The following is a 17,375-nucleotide window of genomic DNA, read 5'->3' as shown; positions in this document are numbered from 1 at the left end:
GGCGCCGGTATTCATTGCTTATCCGGGGGCTGTATGCAGCACTACAACATTTATGAAATGGGTCTGGATGCCAATCAGGCCAACTACACCGCCTTATCGCCGATCAGCTATCTGCAGCGCGCGGCCTTTGTTTACCCGCACCGCATCGCCCAGATTCATCAGGACACCACTTACACCTGGGGCGAAACCTACGAGCGCTGTGTGCGTCTGGCCTCTGGCCTGAAGTCGCTGGGTATCCAGCACGGCGAAACCGTTTCTTTCCTGTGTGCCAATATTCCCCCGATGTTTGAAGCGCACTTTGGTGTGCCGATGTGTGGCGCGGTACTGAATGCCATCAACACCCGTCTGGATGCAGAAGCCGTAGCCTTTATTCTGCAGCACGCCGAGACCCGCATTCTGTTTGTCGACCGCGAATTCAGCGACGTGGCCAGCAAAGCCCTGAAACTGCTGGCGGTTAAGCCAATGGTGATCGCCGTTGATGACCCTTACTTCGACGGCGGTGAACTGCTGGGCGAACAGACCTACGAGCAGCTGCTGGAAAAAGCCGATGCGGATTTCGCCTGGGATCTGCCACAGGACGAATGGCAGGCCGTTACCCTGAACTACACCTCAGGCACCACCGGTAATCCGAAAGGCGTGGTTTATCACCACCGCGGCGCGTACCTGAACGCCGCTAACAATATTATTTCCTGGGACATGGGCAAGCACCCGGTATACCTGTGGATTCTGCCGCTGTTCCACTGCAATGGCTGGTGTTTCCCGTGGACCATCGCCGCTGCAGCCGGTGTCAGCGTCTCCCTGCGCCATGTACGCGCCGACGCCATTTATGGCGCCATTAAAGATCACAAAGTCTCGCACTTCTGCGGCGCGCCTATTGTGCTGAACATGCTGAACAATGCGCCAGCCGAGATGAAAGAAGGCATCGAACATCAGGTTAACGCCATGGTGGCCGGTGCAGCGCCTCCGGCTGCCGTGATCGAAGGTATGGAAGCCATGGGCTTTAAAGTAACCCACGTGTACGGCCTGACCGAAACCTACGGCCCGTGTGTGGTGTGTGAGTGGGACGACGCCTGGAATGAGCGCACGCCGGGTGAACGCGCCGCGCTGAAAGCCCGCCAGGGTGTGAAGAGCCCGATGCAGCAGGATCTGATGGTTGCCGATCCGGATAATCTGCAGCCGGTTGCCCGTGATGGCGAAACCATTGGTGAGATTTTCATCCGCGGTAATATCGTGATGAAAGGCTACCTGAAAAACCCGCGCGCCAGCGAAGAGGCCTTTGCCGGTGACTGGTTCCACACCGGCGATCTGGCGGTATGGCACGAAGATGGTTATATCGAGATCAAAGACCGCTCGAAAGACATCATAATCTCCGGTGGTGAGAATATTTCCTCCATCGAAGTGGAAGATATTCTTTACCGTCACCCGGATGTGGAAGAGGCCGCCGTGGTTGCCAAGCCTGATGAAAAATGGGGCGAAACGCCTTGTGCTTTCGTCAAGCTGAAGCCGGGTGCTGAAGAAGACGCTGCTGCGATTATGGATTTCTGCCGTGCCAATATGGCGCACTTTAAAATTCCGCGTCACGTGGTGTTTGGCGAGCTGCCGAAAACCTCTACCGGTAAGATCCAGAAGTTTATTCTGCGCGCTCAGGCTAAAGAGTCCTGATACCCGGGATTTAACCGCAAGCGTATAAAAACGGGCCTCATCTGAGGCCCGTTTTTTATTGCGGAAATATCACATTACTGCGCACATGTTACCGGCGACCAGACATCAAAGCTGTCTTCATCCAGCGCATCTTTTTCGCTGTAGAGAAAGCAATGGTCGCCTACCCGCAACGGCTGTGGCGCAAGACTGCCAGCCTCACCGGTTTCAATAAAATCACGTTGCGGCTCTGGCCGCTCACTGCGCACCGCATCCAGCTGACGGCGCAGACGCGGATCGAAAGGCACAGCCTTTAATGACTGCGCGCCGGGCGGTTCACTGGGGGCATCCCATTCCGCACCCCAGTCCGCATCCATATTGACAGCCGGCAGCCGCAGTAACGGCGGCGAGATAAATAAAGGTTCAGCGCTTTCTGAGGTTTCCTGCGCGTTATTCAGTACGGCAGGTGCCGGAGCTGCGGGGTTTTCTGTTGCCGGGCTTTCTGCTGCAGGAGTAGCGGGTTGTTCAGGCACGCGTTGAAGAGGCTCATTGTCGGGGACTGTCGGCACAGGCAAAGCAGACTGTAGTTGCAGACTAAGCACTGGCATAAGCTCTGATGGCTTTGCTGCCTGTTGCATCGGCACAGCCAATAGCAACAGATGCAGCAGTAGCGATACACCTAAAGCCAGAATCAGGGGATTGTGCAGCAGATAAAACAAATGAGTGGCGTCCCGTCCTTCGCCGGAACAGGCTCCGGCGGCGGGGGATTAGACGCAACTATTGATATCAGGTTCAGCGCAGCAAATCAGCGCAATTGTTCAGAAGCCGCTCAAGCCCGTTGCAAACCCGGTCAGGCGCGTTCGTACACCACAAAGCTGTAGTTATAAGGATTCGGGCCTTCGGCGGCGAAGTCTTCGCGCGCGACTTCCTGCCAGGCACCGCGTTCAAACTCGGGGAAGAAAGCATCGCCTTCGACTTCGGCGTGAACTTCGGTCAGATACATACGGTCGACCAGCGTCAGCGCCTGGCTGTAGATTTCGGCGCCGCCAATAATCATGGCTTCATCCTGACCATTAATCAGCGCAATGCTCTCTGCCAGTTCGCGGGCAGCCTGCAGCGAGTCGACCACTTTTACGCTGTCGTTCGCATTGGGCGCCTGATAACCGGCCTGACGGGTAATGATGATGTTGGTGCGGCCCGGCAGTGGCTTGCCGATGCTTTCATAGGTTTTGCGGCCCATCACAATGGTTTTACCCATGGTGACCTGTTTGAAGTATTTCAGGTCGTTAGGCAGATACCAGGGCAGCTTATTATCGATACCGATGGCACGGTTTTCGGCGAGGGCGACGATCAGGGAAAATTTCACAGCCAGCTTCCGTTGTGCAAAAGCGCCATCATACCACTGCGCTTATGCTCCGTCTGGTCTCAGGCGACGTCGGCCTCCAGACACGGCTGGCTTCAGCTACGGTCAGGCGCAGCGCGCGACCATCGGCGGGATATCATCAGCCGGCAAAGGCCGGGCAAAGAAAAAGCCCTGATATTGGTCGCAGCCAAAAACCGCCAGAACATCGAGCATTTCACTGTCTTCAACACCTTCAGCAATCACTTTCAGGCCCAGATTGTGGGCCAGATTGATAATTGAGCTGGCAATGGCGGCATCGTGGCTATCGGTGACGATGTCTTTAACAAACATCCGGTCGATTTTCAGGTAGTCGATGGGCAGATCTTTAAGATAGGCCAGAGATGAATAGCCGGTACCAAAATCGTCAATCGCCACCGATACGCCCAATGTGCGCAGGCGGTTAAGTACCTGTACGCCATGGTCCAGGTTGTACATCAGCGTGCTCTCGGTAATCTCCAGCGTCAGATTCTGTGGTGGCAGGCCGGCGTCGGCCAGCAGCTGCTGAATGCTGTCTGCCAGATCCCGCTGGCGGAACTGGCGTGGCGACAGGTTGACCGACAGTTTGGTGTCTGCCGGCACCAGTCCCTGACTCAGCCAATCAGCATACTGGCGGCAGGCATTGCGTAATACCCATTCACCGAAACGCTCGATCAGTCCGGTCTCTTCCAGCACCGGAATAAAAATAGATGGCGACACATCACCCAGTACCGGATGCTCCCAGCGCAGCAGCACTTCAACACCGGTAAAGCGCTGTTCACTGACACTGACCTGAGGCTGATACGCCAGGCGCAGTTCTTCACGCTCCAGCGCATGATGCAACGCACTCTCCAGACCCACGCGGATCTTGTCTGCCGGTGAACTGCGGTGGCAGAACACATAGCTGACGTTACGTCCTTCGCGCTTGGCCTGATGCAAGGCCAGTTCAGCATGACGCACCAGCTGCCCGGCGTCGTAACTGACCCGGCTGGCCAGCTCGATACCAATACTGACGGTGGAGAAAATTTCTTCATCACCAATGCTGAAAGGCTTCTGAAAAGCAGCGCTGATTTTATGGGCAACGGCAGCACTCATAGACTCGTTTTCCAGATCCCCGCTGGCTTCAAGAATCACGGCGAAACTGTTGCCACCCAGACGTGCAACGGTATCGGAACGGCGCAGTGTCTGCTGCAGGCGCTGCGCACAGGCAATCAGCAGCAGATCACCAAACTGATGACCATGCAGTTCATTCACTACCCGGAAGCGGTCGATATCCACAAACAGCAGACTGACATCCTGACCACGGCGCTGGCTCTGAACCAGACAATGATCCAGCCGGTCCTGAAACAATCCCCGGTTCGCCAGCCCGGTGAGGGGGTCATGATGGGCGGCATGTTTCTGATCAATGTCGTACTGACGGCGAGCCATCGCCATCTGCATCACATGCAACAGCAGGCCGGACTGTGCCTGATGCGAACTCAGTACTTCCTGCACACCGGCGGTAATCAGTCTGGTTTCATCACTCAGGTGCTCAAGCAGAACCACCAGCGGCGCTTCTGGCAGCATCAGCCGCACACGCGCTATCGCAGCTTCCAGATGCCGGTCAAAACGCTTACTGGACAGACAAACCACTCCCTGCTGCGCTTCCAGCCAGGCTGCACAGATGTCATCAAGGGATAACATCTGTTGCAGGCTGACATCTGGCAACGGCGGTAACGACAGTGTCTCATCCGCACTGAACAGCAGCAGTGTCGGCAATTCGCTATCAAGTAATGGGTTCACCAGCAGCACCGGCAGTCAAAGATGCCTTCAGTATAGACAAGCATGCTGCGGCGTCCGGCCGGACAACGAGAATTACAAAAAAGAATTGTTACAGCGGAGGTGGCTGTCTGCTCCGCCTCTGCCCAGGGCAGGAACGGAGCGATAGCCGATCAACGGCCGATCAGATGGCGACCGGCGCTTTGATATGAGGATGCGATTCGTAGCCTTCGATCACGAAGTCTTCAAATTTATACTCAAACAGGCTGTCAGGTTTACGCTGAATCACCAGCTTTGGCAGCGCCATAGGTTCGCGCGACAGCTGCAGGTCAGTCTGCTCCAGGTGGTTGGCGTACAGGTGCACGTCACCACCGGTCCAGACAAAATCCCCCACCTGCAGATCACACTGCTGCGCCACCATATACACCAGCAATGCATAGCTGGCGATGTTGAACGGTACGCCGAGGAAAATATCGGCGCTGCGCTGATACAGCTGGCAGGATAATTTGCCGTCAGCCACATAGAACTGGAAAAACGCATGGCATGGCGGTAACGCCATATTCTCAATTTCGCCGACATTCCAGGCGCTGACGATCAGGCGGCGCGAGTCAGGATTGTTTTTGATCTGGTTCACCACCTGGGTGATCTGATCAATATGACGGCCATCGGCGGTTGGCCAGCTGCGCCACTGCGAGCCGTACACCGGCCCCAGATTGCCGTCTTCATCGGCCCACTCATCCCAGATAGAGACGCCGTTTTCTTTCAGATAGCGGATATTGGTATCACCACTCAAAAACCACAGCAGCTCATGAATAATAGAGCGCAGGTGCAGCTTTTTAGTGGTTACCAGCGGGAAGCCTTCACTCAGATCGAAGCGCATCTGATAGCCAAAACAGCTGTACGTGCCAGTGCCGGTACGGTCTTCTTTAAAGGTGCCGTTTTGGCGTACATGGCGCATCAGATCGAGGTATTGCTTCATACTTTCTGTTCTCCGGATTTCGGGCTGCGGTAAGCGATAACCAGCAGGATGATCCCTATAACAATCATCGGCAGACTGAGCAGCTGGCCGCGGCTCATCCAGCCAAATAAATCAAAACCGATATGTGCATCCGGCTCGCGGAAGAATTCGGCAATCGTGCGGAACAGGCCATAACCAATCAGGAACATGGCACTGACGGCTTTCTGTGGCCGTGGCCGGGACGAATAAAACCAGAGGATAACAAACAGCAGGAAACCCTCCAATGCTGCCTGATACAACTGTGATGGGTGGCGTGGCAGCTCGCCGGCACGTGGAAACACCATCGCCCAGGGCACATGCGCCGGATCAGCCACCCGGCCCCAGAGTTCACCGCCAATAAAATTACCGAAACGGCCAAACATCAGACCAACCGGAACCAGTGGCGCAACAAAATCGGCAACGTCGAAGAAGTTCTTCTGATACTTATGCCCAAACCACGCCAGTGCGGCCATTACACCCAGCAGACCACCGTGGAACGACATTCCGCCTTCCCATACCCGCAACAGCCACAAAGGGTCCTGCAGAAATTGCGGAAAATTATACAGCAGCACATAACCGCAGCGGCCACCGAGGATAACCCCCATGGCGCCATAAAAAATCAGATCCGACACCTGCTCCGGCGTCCAGCCTGATCCGGGACGGCGGGCACGGTAATTAGCCAGGCCCCAGGCCGAAGCAAACGCCAGCAGATACATCAGGCCATACCAGTGAATTTTCAGCGGGCCAATCGCAACCGCAACAGGATCAATATCAGGGTACGTCAGCATACGGACTTCCTTGCAACAACAGTCAGGCTCAAGCAAAACATCCTATTTTTAACTCCTTATGAAATGCGCTTAAAACAACAGAAATTTAATACCAACCACACACAACAACAGGGCAAAGCCCTTCTTCAGCAATGCCTGATCCAGACGGTGGGCCAGTTGCGCCCCTACTTTGGCAAAGGGCACGCTGGTCAGCACGATGCCGATAATGGCCGGCCAGTACAGGAACCCGGTACTCCATACCGGCAAATCCGCATGATTCCAGCCCGCCGCAACATTACTGATGGCCCCGGTCAGCGCAATTGGCAGCCCGCAGGCCGCCGAAGTAGCCACCGCCTGGCGCATGGGAATTTTCATCCAGCTCAGATAAGGCACCGTGAAAGTACCGCCGCCAATGCCAAACCAGGACGAACCAAAACCTACCACCGAACCGGCCATAATCAGCCCCCGGTTACCTGGACGTTTACCAGCGCCTTTTGGTTCCAGCCCGAAAAACATTTTCGCCGCCAGTAACAGGGCAAAGACACCGATAATTTTCTGCAGCAGCGGGCCCGGCACAGCGGTAATTAAAGACACGCCCAGCATAGTGCCCAGCACAATGCCGATGCTCATCACACCCACCAGCGTCCAGTCCACAGCTCCCTGACGATGATGCTCACGCACAGAACTGAGCGAGGTAAAGACGATGGTCGCCAGTGACGTAGCCACAGCCATATGAGTGAGCACCGTTTCACTCACCCCCTGTGCGGCAAAAGTAATGACCAGCACCGGCACAATCACCATGCCGCCGCCAATGCCAAACAAACCCGCCAACAGGCCGGCAACGGAGCCAACCGCCAGGAACAGCAGAAAAGTCATCATAGCTATGAAAATTCCGGTTTAAGGGGGCGGCATTATGACCTAAAGTGCGGGCAAAGTCGGCAGCGCCTGCGCAACAGAGCATGCCTGCGGTAACCATTATCAGGAAATACCTATGTGTCTGATCGTACTGAACTGGCAACCACAGGACAGTCAGTGGCTGACCCTGAGTGCCAACCGTGATGAATTCTACCCCCGCCCGGCCAGTGCACTGGAAGAGTGGGAAGAGCATCCGGGCCTGTATGCCGGACGCGATCTGCAGCAGGGCGGCACCTGGCTTGGTATCACCAAAGAAGGTCGCTTTGCCGCACTGACCAATATCCGCGCTCCCGGCGCCGGACCAGCCGAGCCGCTGTCACGCGGTCATCTGGTGCTGAACTACCTGCGCGAGCCACGCCACCCGGAAAAATATCTGCGCGCCGTACTGGAGAAAGGCGATGCCTACGCGCCGTTTAATCTGCTGTGCGGCAACCGCAGCCAGCTCTGGTATGCCAGCAACTATCCCGAACCGCGGCTGGAACGGCTGGAGCCCGGTATTCACACGCTGAGCAATGCCTGGCTGAATACTCCCTGGCCGAAAACCGAACTGGCACGGACGCAACTACAGCGCTGGCTGCAACAGCCCGGAGGCAGCGCCAGTCTGGCGGCACTGCTTGATCATTACTCCCCCTTCCCCGACGATCAGTTGCCACAAACCGGGGTTCCACTGGAGTGGGAGCGCTTACTCTCAGCTCAGTTTATCCATGCTCCGGGTTACGGCACCCGCTGCTCCAGTGGCATTCTCGCGCAGCAGGAACGGGTTGAAATAACCGAGCTCAGCTGGGACAGTAACGGCAGAATTGCCGGCCGGGTTACCTGGCCGGTCGATCTTGAATGAGCAGACAATTGCTCACTTTAAGAACAAAGAATTAGCCGCCAGAAATCCGTTAAACAATCCTCCTGTTACAAAAGAAAAACCTAAGTTGTTGTTTCTTTTGACACCCAGCAAACCAATCGAACGACCGTTTGCAGTCGCTTACAAAATTCTGCGAACGGTAGCGCGATTCCCGTCACATTTTGCTTATCTGGCGTCCATACTTCGTGCATGAACAGCATGAATACACCCCGGAAACCGCAACGCGTCGTCGCACTGACAGGCCTTATCGCCCTGCTGTGTATCGGTCTGTTGTTTGCGGCTCTGGCAGCCAGCATTAATACCAAGCCCTATATGCCGCCGAAGGTGGCGCAGAAGTATATGGAGCACTGGTTAATCGAATCCGCGCGCAATGTGGCGGGAGAAGTGCGGCTGAAACATGTGCAGAGCATTGAGCCTTTTTACCTGCGCCGCGATTATCAGCCGGTATGGATGAACAGTTTTGAACTGACCGAAGCTGGTCGCGAACTGCTGCAGGTACTGCGTGAAACCGCCGCCGACGACTGGCGCAACTACGGCTATGAACTGGCCACCCTCGAACGCGAAACCAGCCGTCTGTCGAATATTCCCAAACAGGCCACTGCGGTTGAAGTGCTGCTGACCGACGCTTTCATTACTTACGCCCAGCAGGCTCTGAACGCTGAGCTGCTGCCGGATACCGGTGAGGGCGACCATCCATCGATCCGCAAAGTGTCGGCTGCCAGCAAGCCCGGACAATTCAGTGAAGAACAGATCATCGACCTGCTGAATGACTCCATCCGCCGCAACGAGCTGGACGCTCTGGTTGAAACTCTTACCCCATCTCATCCCGGCTACCTGCGTCTGCGCAAAGAACTGAACCGTTACTTAGCCATTGCCAACTCCGGTGGCTGGTATCCGCTGCCGGATAACCTGCAGCTGAAAAATAATGAACGTCACCGTCTGGTGCCACATCTGCGCTGGATGCTGGGGCAGTATGGCGACCTGCAGAAAGGTGCCCTGTCCTGGCTGTTTAAAGATGCCGAAGAACGCACCCGCGCACCCGCTGAAGATGAGCCACATGATCTGAGCCGTCCGGAATTCCTGTTTGACAGTGCTCTGGCTGACGCCTTGCGCCACTTCCAGAAACGTCATCATTTACCCGAAAGCGGTGAGCTGGATGCCAATACGCTGAAATGGCTGAATATTCCGCCTTACCAGATGGCACAGAAAGTCGCCCTGAATATGAAACGCTGGCGCCACCTGCCACGGGATCTTGGCCAGCGCCATGTCATGGTGAATATGGCTGACTACAGCCTGCAGCTGATAAACGGTGGCTCAGTTGAGCTGGATATGAAAGTCATTATCGGTAACCTGCAGCGCCGGACTCCGGTTATGGCACAGAAAATCAGTACACTGGAACTGGCTCCGACCTGGTCGGTACCCAAACGTATTGCGGTAAACAGCCTGCTGCCGAAAATTCGCCGCAATCCGGGTTATCTGGAAGAGAAAGGCTATCAGGTGATCGGCCGGGTCGATGGTGTTGACCAGTTTATTTCGCCGTATGCCATTAACTGGAATAAAGTCAGCGCCAGTAACTTTCCTTACCGTCTGGTGCAGAAAGCCGGTGATGACAATGCGCTGGGTTCTATCAAATTCCTGTTCCCCAACGATAAAGACATCTACCTGCACGATACCTCACAGCCGCAGCTGTTTAACCTCGACAACCGCGCCTTAAGCTCAGGTTGTGTGCGGGTAGAAAAACCAAGATTACTGGCCGAAAAACTACTGCGTGGACAGCAGGGCTGGAACCGCCACAATATCGATGCTGCCATCGACCAGAACCGCACTACCCGCATCCGCCTGCAGGATGATGTACCGGTCTATCTGATGTACTGGACTACCTGGGTTGATCAGGACGGTAATCTGCAGGTGCGCGACGATGTCTACAATCGCGATCTGATCGCCGGCCTGCCGCCTACCAATCCTGCCGTCAGCCTGTAACTTTCTCTCGCAAGTGGCGTACAAACGTCAGCAGTTACATTATTCAGTATGACAAATGTAGCGTTATGTATTTTTGTCTAAGGATGCCAGTTTCTTTTGGCAGGTGTTTGGCATACTCCGCCCATAGCCATACAACACTGAATAACCAGATGTAGCGGAGACTATTCACCATGTTGCAACGACGTCACTTTCTGAAGCAGGCAGCCTGCCTTGGTACGGCAGGTATTACCGGCCTGAGCAGTACCCGCGCATTCGCCGGGCAACAGGAAGAACGTACTCTGCGCCTGTACAACATTCATACCGGTGAATTCACCACCAGTACTTTCTGGGCGAATGGCCGTTATATCGACGAGGGTGTGGAATCGTTGGATATTCTGGTACGCGACCACCGTCGCGATCAGGTGATGGCCATGCAGCGAGAGCTGTATCAGAACATGTACCAACTGCAGCAGTTGTTCGCCAGCCATGAACCGCTGTATGTGATTTCCGGTTATCGTGCCCCCGAATCCAACGCCAGCCTGCGCTATACAAGCTCAGGCGTCGCCGAGCACAGTCTGCATATGCAGGGACGTGCCATTGATATCCGTATTCCCGGTGTTTCACACCGCCATCTGCACCGCGCCGCACTGGCCATGGGCAACGGTGGTGTTGGGTATTACCCGAAGAGTGGTTTCGTTCATATTGATACCGGACGCACCCGGCACTGGACAGCCTGATCAGGCTTTAAAAGGAAGGGCGTATCAGTTACGCCCTGGTCCGATAATTCGGCCGAAACCAGCCTTCTCCAGCGATAACTGCAGGGTGGCGGTAATAACCGGCGCACTTTCTATCTGCAGCACCTCTGCCAGCAACTGATCAGCCCATTCACGGCTGATGCCGCGAATTACCGATTTAACCTTGGGCAGGTTAGTGGCGTTCATCGACAACATGTCATAGCCCATTGCCATCAGCAATACAGCGCCCAGTGGATTACCGGCCAGCTCACCACAGACACTCACCGGCTTGCCAATTTCATGCGCCATATCGGCAATCATCTTCAGTGCATTCAGCACCGCCGGGTGAAAGGCCTGATAAAGATCAGCTACCCGTGGATTATTACGGTCCACGGCCAGCAGATACTGGGTCAGATCGTTACTGCCGACAGAGAGAAAATCCACCCGCTGGCCCAGTTCACGGATCTGATAAACCGCTGCCGGGACTTCAATCATCACTCCGACCTGGGGCATTTCGACGTCAAAGCCTTCTTCCAGAACTTCCGCATGGGCGCGGTAGATCAGGTGTAATGCTTCATCGACTTCGCTGACGCTGGTAATCATCGGCAGCATAATACGCAGATTGTTCAGCCCTTCGCTGGCCTTCAGCATGGCGCGGATCTGTACCAGAAAGATTTCCGGGTGGTCGAGCGTTACGCGAATGCCACGCCAGCCCAGAAACGGATTAGCCTCACTGATCGGGAAGTAGGTCAGAGCCTTGTCACCACCAATATCCAGGGTTCGCATCGTTACCGGATTCGGGGCAAAGGTTTCCAGCTGCTGACGGTAAATTTTCTGCTGCTCGCTCTCGCTGGGAAAGCGATCCTTCATCATAAACGGCACTTCGGTGCGGTACAGGCCAACACCTTCCGCACCACGTTCCAAACTGCGTACTGCATCGGTAATCAGGCCGGTATTTACCCACAGCGGAATACGGTGACCATCGAGGGTTTCGGCCGGTTCATCACGCAGTACCTGCAGATCTTTCTGCAGCGCCTGCTCTTCATCAAAGATCGCCTGATACTGTTCACGCAGTTCATCGTTAGGACTGGAAAATATCTGTCCGCGGTAACCGTCAACGATCAGCTCCAGACCATGCAGCTGGGCGTAGGGAACATCCACAACCCCCATAACCGTAGGAATCCCCATCGCCCGGGCCAGAATCGCCACATGCGAGTTGGATGAGCCTTTAACCGAGACCAGACCACGCAGCTTGCCCGGCGGAACCTCACCCAGCATCGCCGGTGTCAGCTCTTCACTGACCAGAATCGTATTGGCAGGAAAATCGTACTCCTGCGCGTGTGCATCACTGCCCTGCAGATGAGCGAGAATACGGGTTCCCAGATCAATGATATCGGTGGCGCGCTCGCGCAGATACACATCTTCCATCAGCTGGAAGTGACCAACGTATTGCATGACCACCTGGCGTAATGCGCCCTGCGCCCAGTTGCCGTCACGGATACGTGCTTTAACCTCTGCGCCAAGCGCATGGTCATCCAGCATATTCAGATATACATCAAACAACGCCATCTCTTCCGGGCGCAGTTCGCTGCTGAGTTTCTCGCCTAATATACGGATTTCTTCACGGGCTGCTTCCAGGGCGAGATCAAAGCGCACAATCTCGTCATCAATCGACTCCGCCTCTTTATCCACCACACCACTGAGATCGGCCGCGGGAGATAATACAAAAGCCTGGCCGAGCCCAACCCCGGGAGCTCCGGGCGCGCCGTTAAAACGGGTGCTTTTCTTGCGTTCGCTGGTTGCGGAAGGGATATCGAGAATATTGCCGGTGGCCTCGGCATGGGCAATAACACCAGCCAGCTGCGCCGACATGGTCACCAGAAAGGCTTCTTCGCTTTCGTCAAACTGACGGCTGTCGCGCTGTTGCACCACCATCACGCCCATCAGGCGCTTATGGTGGATAATCGGCACCCCGAGAAAAGACAGAAAGGGGTCTTCACCGGTCTCGGATAAAAAGTGAAAGCGTGGGTGAGTTGGCGCGTTATCGACGTTGATCGGCTCTTCGCGCGAACCAACCAGGCCGACAAGACCCTGCGAAGAGCTGAGGCTGACCCGGCCAACCGCTTCCTGCTTCAGGCCTTCAGTAGCCATCAGCACATAACGCTTACTTTCCGGATCAAACAGATAGACTGAGCACACTTCGGTATTCATGGCCGCACGGATACGTGCCACAACCACTTTCAGAGCATCGCTCAGGTCGGTTGCAGAACTGACTTCCTGTACAATGCGTCTCAGAATATCAAGCATAAACCCTCAGCTGGTTTTCCGTTGCAGCTTGGCAATGCGCGGTGCCAGTTCCGTCATGGCACGACGATACACATCGCGTTTGAATGCAACCACCCCTCCCAGCGGGAACCAGTAACTGACCCAGCTCCAGCCATCAAATTCCGGCTTATCGGTAGCGCTGACGTTGATCCGCGAATCGTCACCCACCAGCTTAAGCAGAAACCATTTCTGTTTTTGCCCGACACAAACAGGCCGGCTGTCATGGCGCACCATACGCCGTGGTAAGCGGTACCGTAACCAGCCACGGGTGCAGCCCAGTATCTGCACATCCTGCGCACTCAGGCCAACTTCCTCCATCAACTCGCGATAGAGCGCCTTCTCCGGCGATTCACCGTCTTTGATCCCCCCTTGGGGAAACTGCCAGGCATCCTGGCCTATGCGTCTGGCCCAGAGGACCTGTCCTTTGTCGTTGCAAAGGATAATACCGACATTAGGGCGGTAACCATGTTCGTCAATCACAATGCCGTCCAGTACAGTCTGATGGTTCAAAACTTGCCGATTTCACCACAAAGGTCAAGCAGTTGAAGATAAGGCAGGCAATAACGGGGGCAAGGCATACAGGAATCCGGTGGCGGACTCACCTTAATTCAGACTCTGGGAGACAGGCTGAATTGTCCGGAAATTGCCACAATCCGCCCCCTGGCAGCCGGCATTGTTTAGAACCAATATGTTCGATTATTTCTTCGTTTGAAACTCAGAATTATAAGGAAAGTATGCGCTGTTGCCCTTAGAATAGCGACTAATTTTCTAACCGGCACCGGAAAAAGGCTGACTCTCGTGGCACTGGCTATTTTCGATCTCGACCACACCCTGCTGGATGGCGACAGCGACCATGCCTGGGGACAATATCTGGTCGATCAGGGGCTTGCAGACCCTGAACAACACAAGCTTCGTAACGATTATTTTTACGAGCAATATAAGGCCGGCACTCTGGATATTAACGAGTATCTGGCATTTGCGCTTAAGCCTCTGACCCAGTATCCGTTGCAACATATGCTGGATACCCGCGCCGCGTTTCTCAAAGCGCGCATCATGCCGCTGATCTCACAAAAAAGCCGTGACCTTATTGCCCACCATAAGCGTCTGGGTGATACCCTGCTGATTATCACCGCAACCAATGGTTTTGTGACCTACCCGATAGCCGAGCTGCTGGGCATTGAGCATATTATCGCCCCGCATCCGGAGATGCAGGATGAGCGCTATACCGGCAATATTGTCGGTATACCAAGCTTCCAGCAAGGTAAAGTGGTCCGCCTGCAGGATTGGTTGCAGCAACAGGGATTTGAACTGGCCGGCAGCTACTTTTACAGTGATTCCCATAATGACCTGCCGCTGCTGGAAATTGTGGATAACCCGGTAGCGGTTGATCCGGATGACCGTCTGGCCGCCATCGCCGCACAGAAAGGCTGGCCAATTATCAGCCTCAGGGATCAGGAGTAAGCCTGTGAAGTACGCAAAGCCGGTGCTGGTCAGCGCCCTGTTGTTAAGCGGATTACTGGCCGGCTGTGATCAGCCAGCCCTGCAACAGGACAGCCCTGCAGAACAGGCCGCAGATACTGGAAACGAACAGGACAGTATTCCGGACAGCAGTGCATTCGCCGCTCACCTGGGTCTGAGCGCCTACACCGAGGTGTCAATGGCTGCGCAGACCGCGCAGGAACTCGACAGCCGCCTGGCCTCCTTTTTATATCATCCCAACCCCATGAGCCTCGGCGAGGTGCGTCAGGCCTGGCGTAATGCTTACAGCGCGTATCTGCAGACACTGATTTACGCCAAGCTGCCGATCAATGATCCACCGGACTGGCACAAGAAAGGCATCGACTATCAGCATACCCTGAGCCTGCTCGACAGCTGGCCGATTGAGGGCGGTTATATCGACCATGTGCCCGGCTATCCGTTCAGCGGCATCGTTAACGATCTGACGCTGGAACTGAATGAAGACAGCCTGCTGGCACAGCACGGTTTCTCTGACCCGAGTTACGCCAGTCTGGGCTATCACGCGTTCGAATTTATGCTGTGGGGCGCCGAGGGCCAGCGTTCGCCGCGCGACTTCTTTCCACAGGAAAACACTGCTCCCGTTGTGGTAGCCAGCGAAGGGGGCAGCAACAGCGAAGCGGAAACCGGTGACGTGGTTCATCACGAAGATGCCGCCAGCAGCGCCGATGAAGAACCGGCCGATATTGATGTTCAGAACCATAACCGCCGTCGCCAGTACGTGCAGCTGCTGAGCGAACAGCTGCAGAAACATTTGCACCGCTTGCAACGCCGCTGGGAGCCAAGCAACGGTTACTATGCCAACCTGCTGCAGCGCTCAGAGCCGGATCAGGTATTAAAAGCGGCTTTCAGCGCTACGCAGAAATTGCTGTCAGATGAATTGCTGGCCAAACGCCTGAGTGGCACCAGCAGTGAGTTCAGCCAGACCACCTGGGCTGATACCGGTGCTATCGTAGCGGGTATTCGCAACCTGTACTTTCCGCTGAGTGAAACCGAAGCCGGCACCGGATTACCGGCTCTGCTTGGCCAGCGCCACGAGGATCTGAGTCTGGAATGGCAGCAGCAGTTACAGCTGCTCGATGACAGCGTGGCAAACTGGAAGCAACAGGGTGTGGCCGATGCAGAAGCGCGTCAGCAATGCCGCCAGCGTATTATTGAGCTGATGTCACTGCTGCAACGTACCGCCAGCGCCCTTAAAGTGCCACTCGCCAGCGCCAACTGAAGCGAACGATCACATAATAAAAAGGGAGCCTGAGCTCCCTTTTTTTATACCACCAGTTTTTATACCACCGCCGGTCGGCTGCCGTTCAGCGGGTCGGTAACACGCGGGCAAACACCGCTTTCAGATAACGGGTTTCGGCGATGGCCGGTAATACCGGATGGTCAGCGCCCTGACTGCCGACATGCTGAATCATTACTTCACGATCCAGCTCACGCCCCATAACGCGCAGCATATCCGGCAGACGATCTTCCGCCAGATGCATGGAACAGGATGCCGCCACCAGCAAACCGTCTTTACTCAGCAGACGCATCGCCAGCTGGTTCAGGCGGTGATAAGCCTGCTCACCGGCTTTGATATCTTTACGACGCGGAATCAGCGCCGGCGGGTCCATCACCACCACATCAAAGCGCTCACCGTTATCCTTCAGCTGGCGCAGCGCTGCAAAGGCATCGCCTTCCCAGCAATGTACTTTTTCTGCCACGCCATTCAGCGCTGCGTTCTGCTCTACCCAGTCGAGCGCCTGAGCAGAGGCGTCAACGCAGTGAACTTCCGCCGCACCATGATTGGCCGCCTGCACACCCCAGCCGCCAACGTAGCTGAATACATCCAGCACGCGCTTGCCTTTAACCAGACGGTTCAGCTGTGCACGGTTTTCACGGTGATCGTAGAACCAGCCGGTTTTCTGACCGTGAATCACCGGCGCCATAAAACGGGTATCGTTTTCTACCAACGGGGCACAATCGTCTTCCAGCGCGCCCTGAATCACTTCCACGTACTCTGGCAAACCTTCGACCGCGCGCAGCTTGCCATCGTTTTTCAGCACGATGCACTGTGGTTTGGCGACTTTATTGACGGCATCAATAATGGCCTGACGACGCAGCTCCATTGCCACACTGGAAATCTGGATCACCACCACATCGCCAAAACGGTCAATCACCAGCCCCGGCAGACCATCGCTGTCACCAAACACCCAGCGGTAACAGGACTGCGGATACCACAACTCACGGCCACTCTGTGCTACCTGCAAACGATGCACAATCAGAGAGGTATCCAGCGTCTGTTTACTGTCACGACTGAACAGGCGCGCACAGATCAGCTGTTCCGGACTGACCACAGCAACTCCCAGCGCTTTGCCGTTGGCGGCTTCGACCACAACCTCAGTACCGGCGGTCATGTTTTTCAGTGGCGTAACAGCGATATCCACTTCATTGCTGTATACCCACAGGTGACCGCCTTTCAGACGGCGTTCAGCCTTGGCTTTGAGTCGCAGTGTCGGGAGCATGGTTCACCTCTGGGGCCGGTTACAAAAAG

General features: G+C 55.4%; 15 protein-coding genes. 6 read left to right on the top strand and 9 right to left on the bottom strand.

Features of this window, described 5'->3' with window-relative positions:
- Window positions 1-33 precede the first annotated feature (33 nt).
- Window positions 34-1,662: an acyl-CoA synthetase gene (locus MT343_RS00870; protein WP_145467011.1), complete on the top strand. Its 1,629-nt coding sequence runs from the start codon at window positions 34-36 to the stop codon at window positions 1,660-1,662.
- 74 nt (window positions 1,663-1,736) lie between these two features.
- Here MT343_RS00870 and MT343_RS00865 read toward each other — a convergent pair whose 3' ends face one another.
- The 6 genes from MT343_RS00865 to MT343_RS00840 form a co-directional block, all read right to left on the bottom strand.
- Window positions 1,737-2,171: a hypothetical protein gene (locus MT343_RS00865; RefSeq protein ID WP_145467013.1), complete on the bottom strand. Its 435-nt coding sequence runs from the start codon at window positions 2,169-2,171 to the stop codon at window positions 1,737-1,739.
- A gap of 317 nt (window positions 2,172-2,488) precedes the next feature.
- Window positions 2,489-3,010, bottom strand: coding sequence for a dihydrofolate reductase (locus MT343_RS00860; RefSeq protein ID WP_371736691.1), 522 nt, complete (start codon window positions 3,008-3,010; stop codon window positions 2,489-2,491).
- 96 nt (window positions 3,011-3,106) lie between these two features.
- Window positions 3,107-4,798 carry a putative bifunctional diguanylate cyclase/phosphodiesterase gene (locus MT343_RS00855; RefSeq protein WP_145467017.1) on the bottom strand — a complete coding sequence of 564 codons (1,692 nt, stop codon included), beginning with the start codon at window positions 4,796-4,798 and terminating at the stop codon, window positions 3,107-3,109.
- A 160-nt stretch (window positions 4,799-4,958) separates the two neighbouring features.
- A complete protein-coding gene (gene thyA / locus MT343_RS00850; RefSeq protein ID WP_145467020.1) occupies window positions 4,959-5,753 on the bottom strand; it encodes a thymidylate synthase in 795 nt (264 codons plus the stop codon).
- Window positions 5,750-6,559 carry a prolipoprotein diacylglyceryl transferase gene (gene lgt / locus MT343_RS00845; RefSeq protein WP_145467022.1) on the bottom strand — a complete coding sequence of 270 codons (810 nt, stop codon included), beginning with the start codon at window positions 6,557-6,559 and terminating at the stop codon, window positions 5,750-5,752. Before lgt ends, thyA begins: the two co-directional genes overlap by 4 nt.
- 69 nt (window positions 6,560-6,628) lie before the next feature.
- Window positions 6,629-7,417 carry a sulfite exporter TauE/SafE family protein gene (locus MT343_RS00840; RefSeq protein ID WP_328296341.1) on the bottom strand — a complete coding sequence of 263 codons (789 nt, stop codon included), beginning with the start codon at window positions 7,415-7,417 and terminating at the stop codon, window positions 6,629-6,631.
- A gap of 112 nt (window positions 7,418-7,529) precedes the next feature.
- Here MT343_RS00840 and MT343_RS00835 point away from each other — a divergent pair, with 112 nt between their 5' ends.
- The 3 genes from MT343_RS00835 to MT343_RS00825 all read left to right on the top strand — a co-directional run bounded on the left by MT343_RS00835 (window position 7,530) and on the right by MT343_RS00825 (window position 11,005).
- A complete protein-coding gene (locus tag MT343_RS00835; RefSeq protein WP_145467025.1) occupies window positions 7,530-8,291 on the top strand; it encodes an NRDE family protein in 762 nt (253 codons plus the stop codon).
- A gap of 216 nt (window positions 8,292-8,507) precedes the next feature.
- The gene (locus MT343_RS00830) at window positions 8,508-10,289 is read left to right on the top strand and encodes a L,D-transpeptidase family protein (protein ID WP_186435798.1); all 1,782 of its coding nucleotides are present in this window, start codon (window positions 8,508-8,510) and stop codon (window positions 10,287-10,289) included.
- Window positions 10,290-10,459: 170 nt separating this feature from the next.
- Window positions 10,460-11,005: a DUF882 domain-containing protein gene (locus MT343_RS00825; protein ID WP_145467029.1), complete on the top strand. Its 546-nt coding sequence runs from the start codon at window positions 10,460-10,462 to the stop codon at window positions 11,003-11,005.
- A 24-nt stretch (window positions 11,006-11,029) separates the two neighbouring features.
- Here the strand turns inward: MT343_RS00825 and ptsP are convergent, their stop codons facing one another.
- Together ptsP and rppH are read right to left on the bottom strand one after the other, a co-directional pair.
- Complete coding sequence (gene ptsP, locus MT343_RS00820; RefSeq protein ID WP_145467031.1) at window positions 11,030-13,309, bottom strand: phosphoenolpyruvate--protein phosphotransferase; 2,280 nt, start codon at window positions 13,307-13,309, stop codon at window positions 11,030-11,032.
- A 6-nt stretch (window positions 13,310-13,315) separates the two neighbouring features.
- Window positions 13,316-13,807, bottom strand: a complete 492-nt coding sequence (gene rppH / locus MT343_RS00815) for an RNA pyrophosphohydrolase (protein WP_145468077.1) — start codon at window positions 13,805-13,807, stop codon at window positions 13,316-13,318.
- 318 nt (window positions 13,808-14,125) lie between these two features.
- On the opposite strand from rppH, the gene MT343_RS00810 reads away from it, so the two are divergent.
- Both MT343_RS00810 and MT343_RS00805 read left to right on the top strand, forming a co-directional pair.
- Window positions 14,126-14,788: an HAD family hydrolase gene (locus MT343_RS00810; protein ID WP_145467033.1), complete on the top strand. Its 663-nt coding sequence runs from the start codon at window positions 14,126-14,128 to the stop codon at window positions 14,786-14,788.
- Between the two features lie 4 nt (window positions 14,789-14,792).
- Window positions 14,793-16,064, top strand: coding sequence for an imelysin family protein (locus MT343_RS00805; protein ID WP_186435799.1), 1,272 nt, complete (start codon window positions 14,793-14,795; stop codon window positions 16,062-16,064).
- 85 nt (window positions 16,065-16,149) lie between these two features.
- Here the strand turns inward: MT343_RS00805 and MT343_RS00800 are convergent, their stop codons facing one another.
- Entirely contained in the window at window positions 16,150-17,346 is a 1,197-nt protein-coding gene (locus tag MT343_RS00800; RefSeq protein ID WP_145467037.1) for a class I SAM-dependent rRNA methyltransferase, read from the bottom strand.
- Window positions 17,347-17,375: the final 29 nt, after the last annotated feature.

It is taken from the genome of Venatorbacter sp. C2-1 (assembly GCF_022832715.1).
GTDB classification, from domain to species: domain Bacteria; phylum Pseudomonadota; class Gammaproteobacteria; order Pseudomonadales; family Oceanobacteraceae; genus Venatoribacter; species Venatoribacter alkanivorans.
Note: the sequence above shows the minus strand (reverse complement) of the source record. Positions and strands in the feature narration are given on the sequence as shown.

Coding starts and splice junctions, on each gene's coding strand:
- MT343_RS00870 (WP_145467011.1), top strand. CDS start 34: ATGCAGCACTACAACATTTATGAAATGGGTCTGGATGCCAATCAGGCC.
- thyA (WP_145467020.1), bottom strand. CDS start 5,753: ATGAAGCAATACCTCGATCTGATGCGCCATGTACGCCAAAACGGCACC.
- lgt (WP_145467022.1), bottom strand. CDS start 6,559: ATGCTGACGTACCCTGATATTGATCCTGTTGCGGTTGCGATTGGCCCG.
- MT343_RS00840 (WP_328296341.1), bottom strand. CDS start 7,417: ATGATGACTTTTCTGCTGTTCCTGGCGGTTGGCTCCGTTGCCGGCCTG.
- MT343_RS00835 (WP_145467025.1), top strand. CDS start 7,530: ATGTGTCTGATCGTACTGAACTGGCAACCACAGGACAGTCAGTGGCTG.
- MT343_RS00830 (WP_186435798.1), top strand. CDS start 8,508: ATGAATACACCCCGGAAACCGCAACGCGTCGTCGCACTGACAGGCCTT.
- MT343_RS00825 (WP_145467029.1), top strand. CDS start 10,460: ATGTTGCAACGACGTCACTTTCTGAAGCAGGCAGCCTGCCTTGGTACG.
- ptsP (WP_145467031.1), bottom strand. CDS start 13,309: ATGCTTGATATTCTGAGACGCATTGTACAGGAAGTCAGTTCTGCAACC.
- MT343_RS00800 (WP_145467037.1), bottom strand. CDS start 17,346: ATGCTCCCGACACTGCGACTCAAAGCCAAGGCTGAACGCCGTCTGAAA.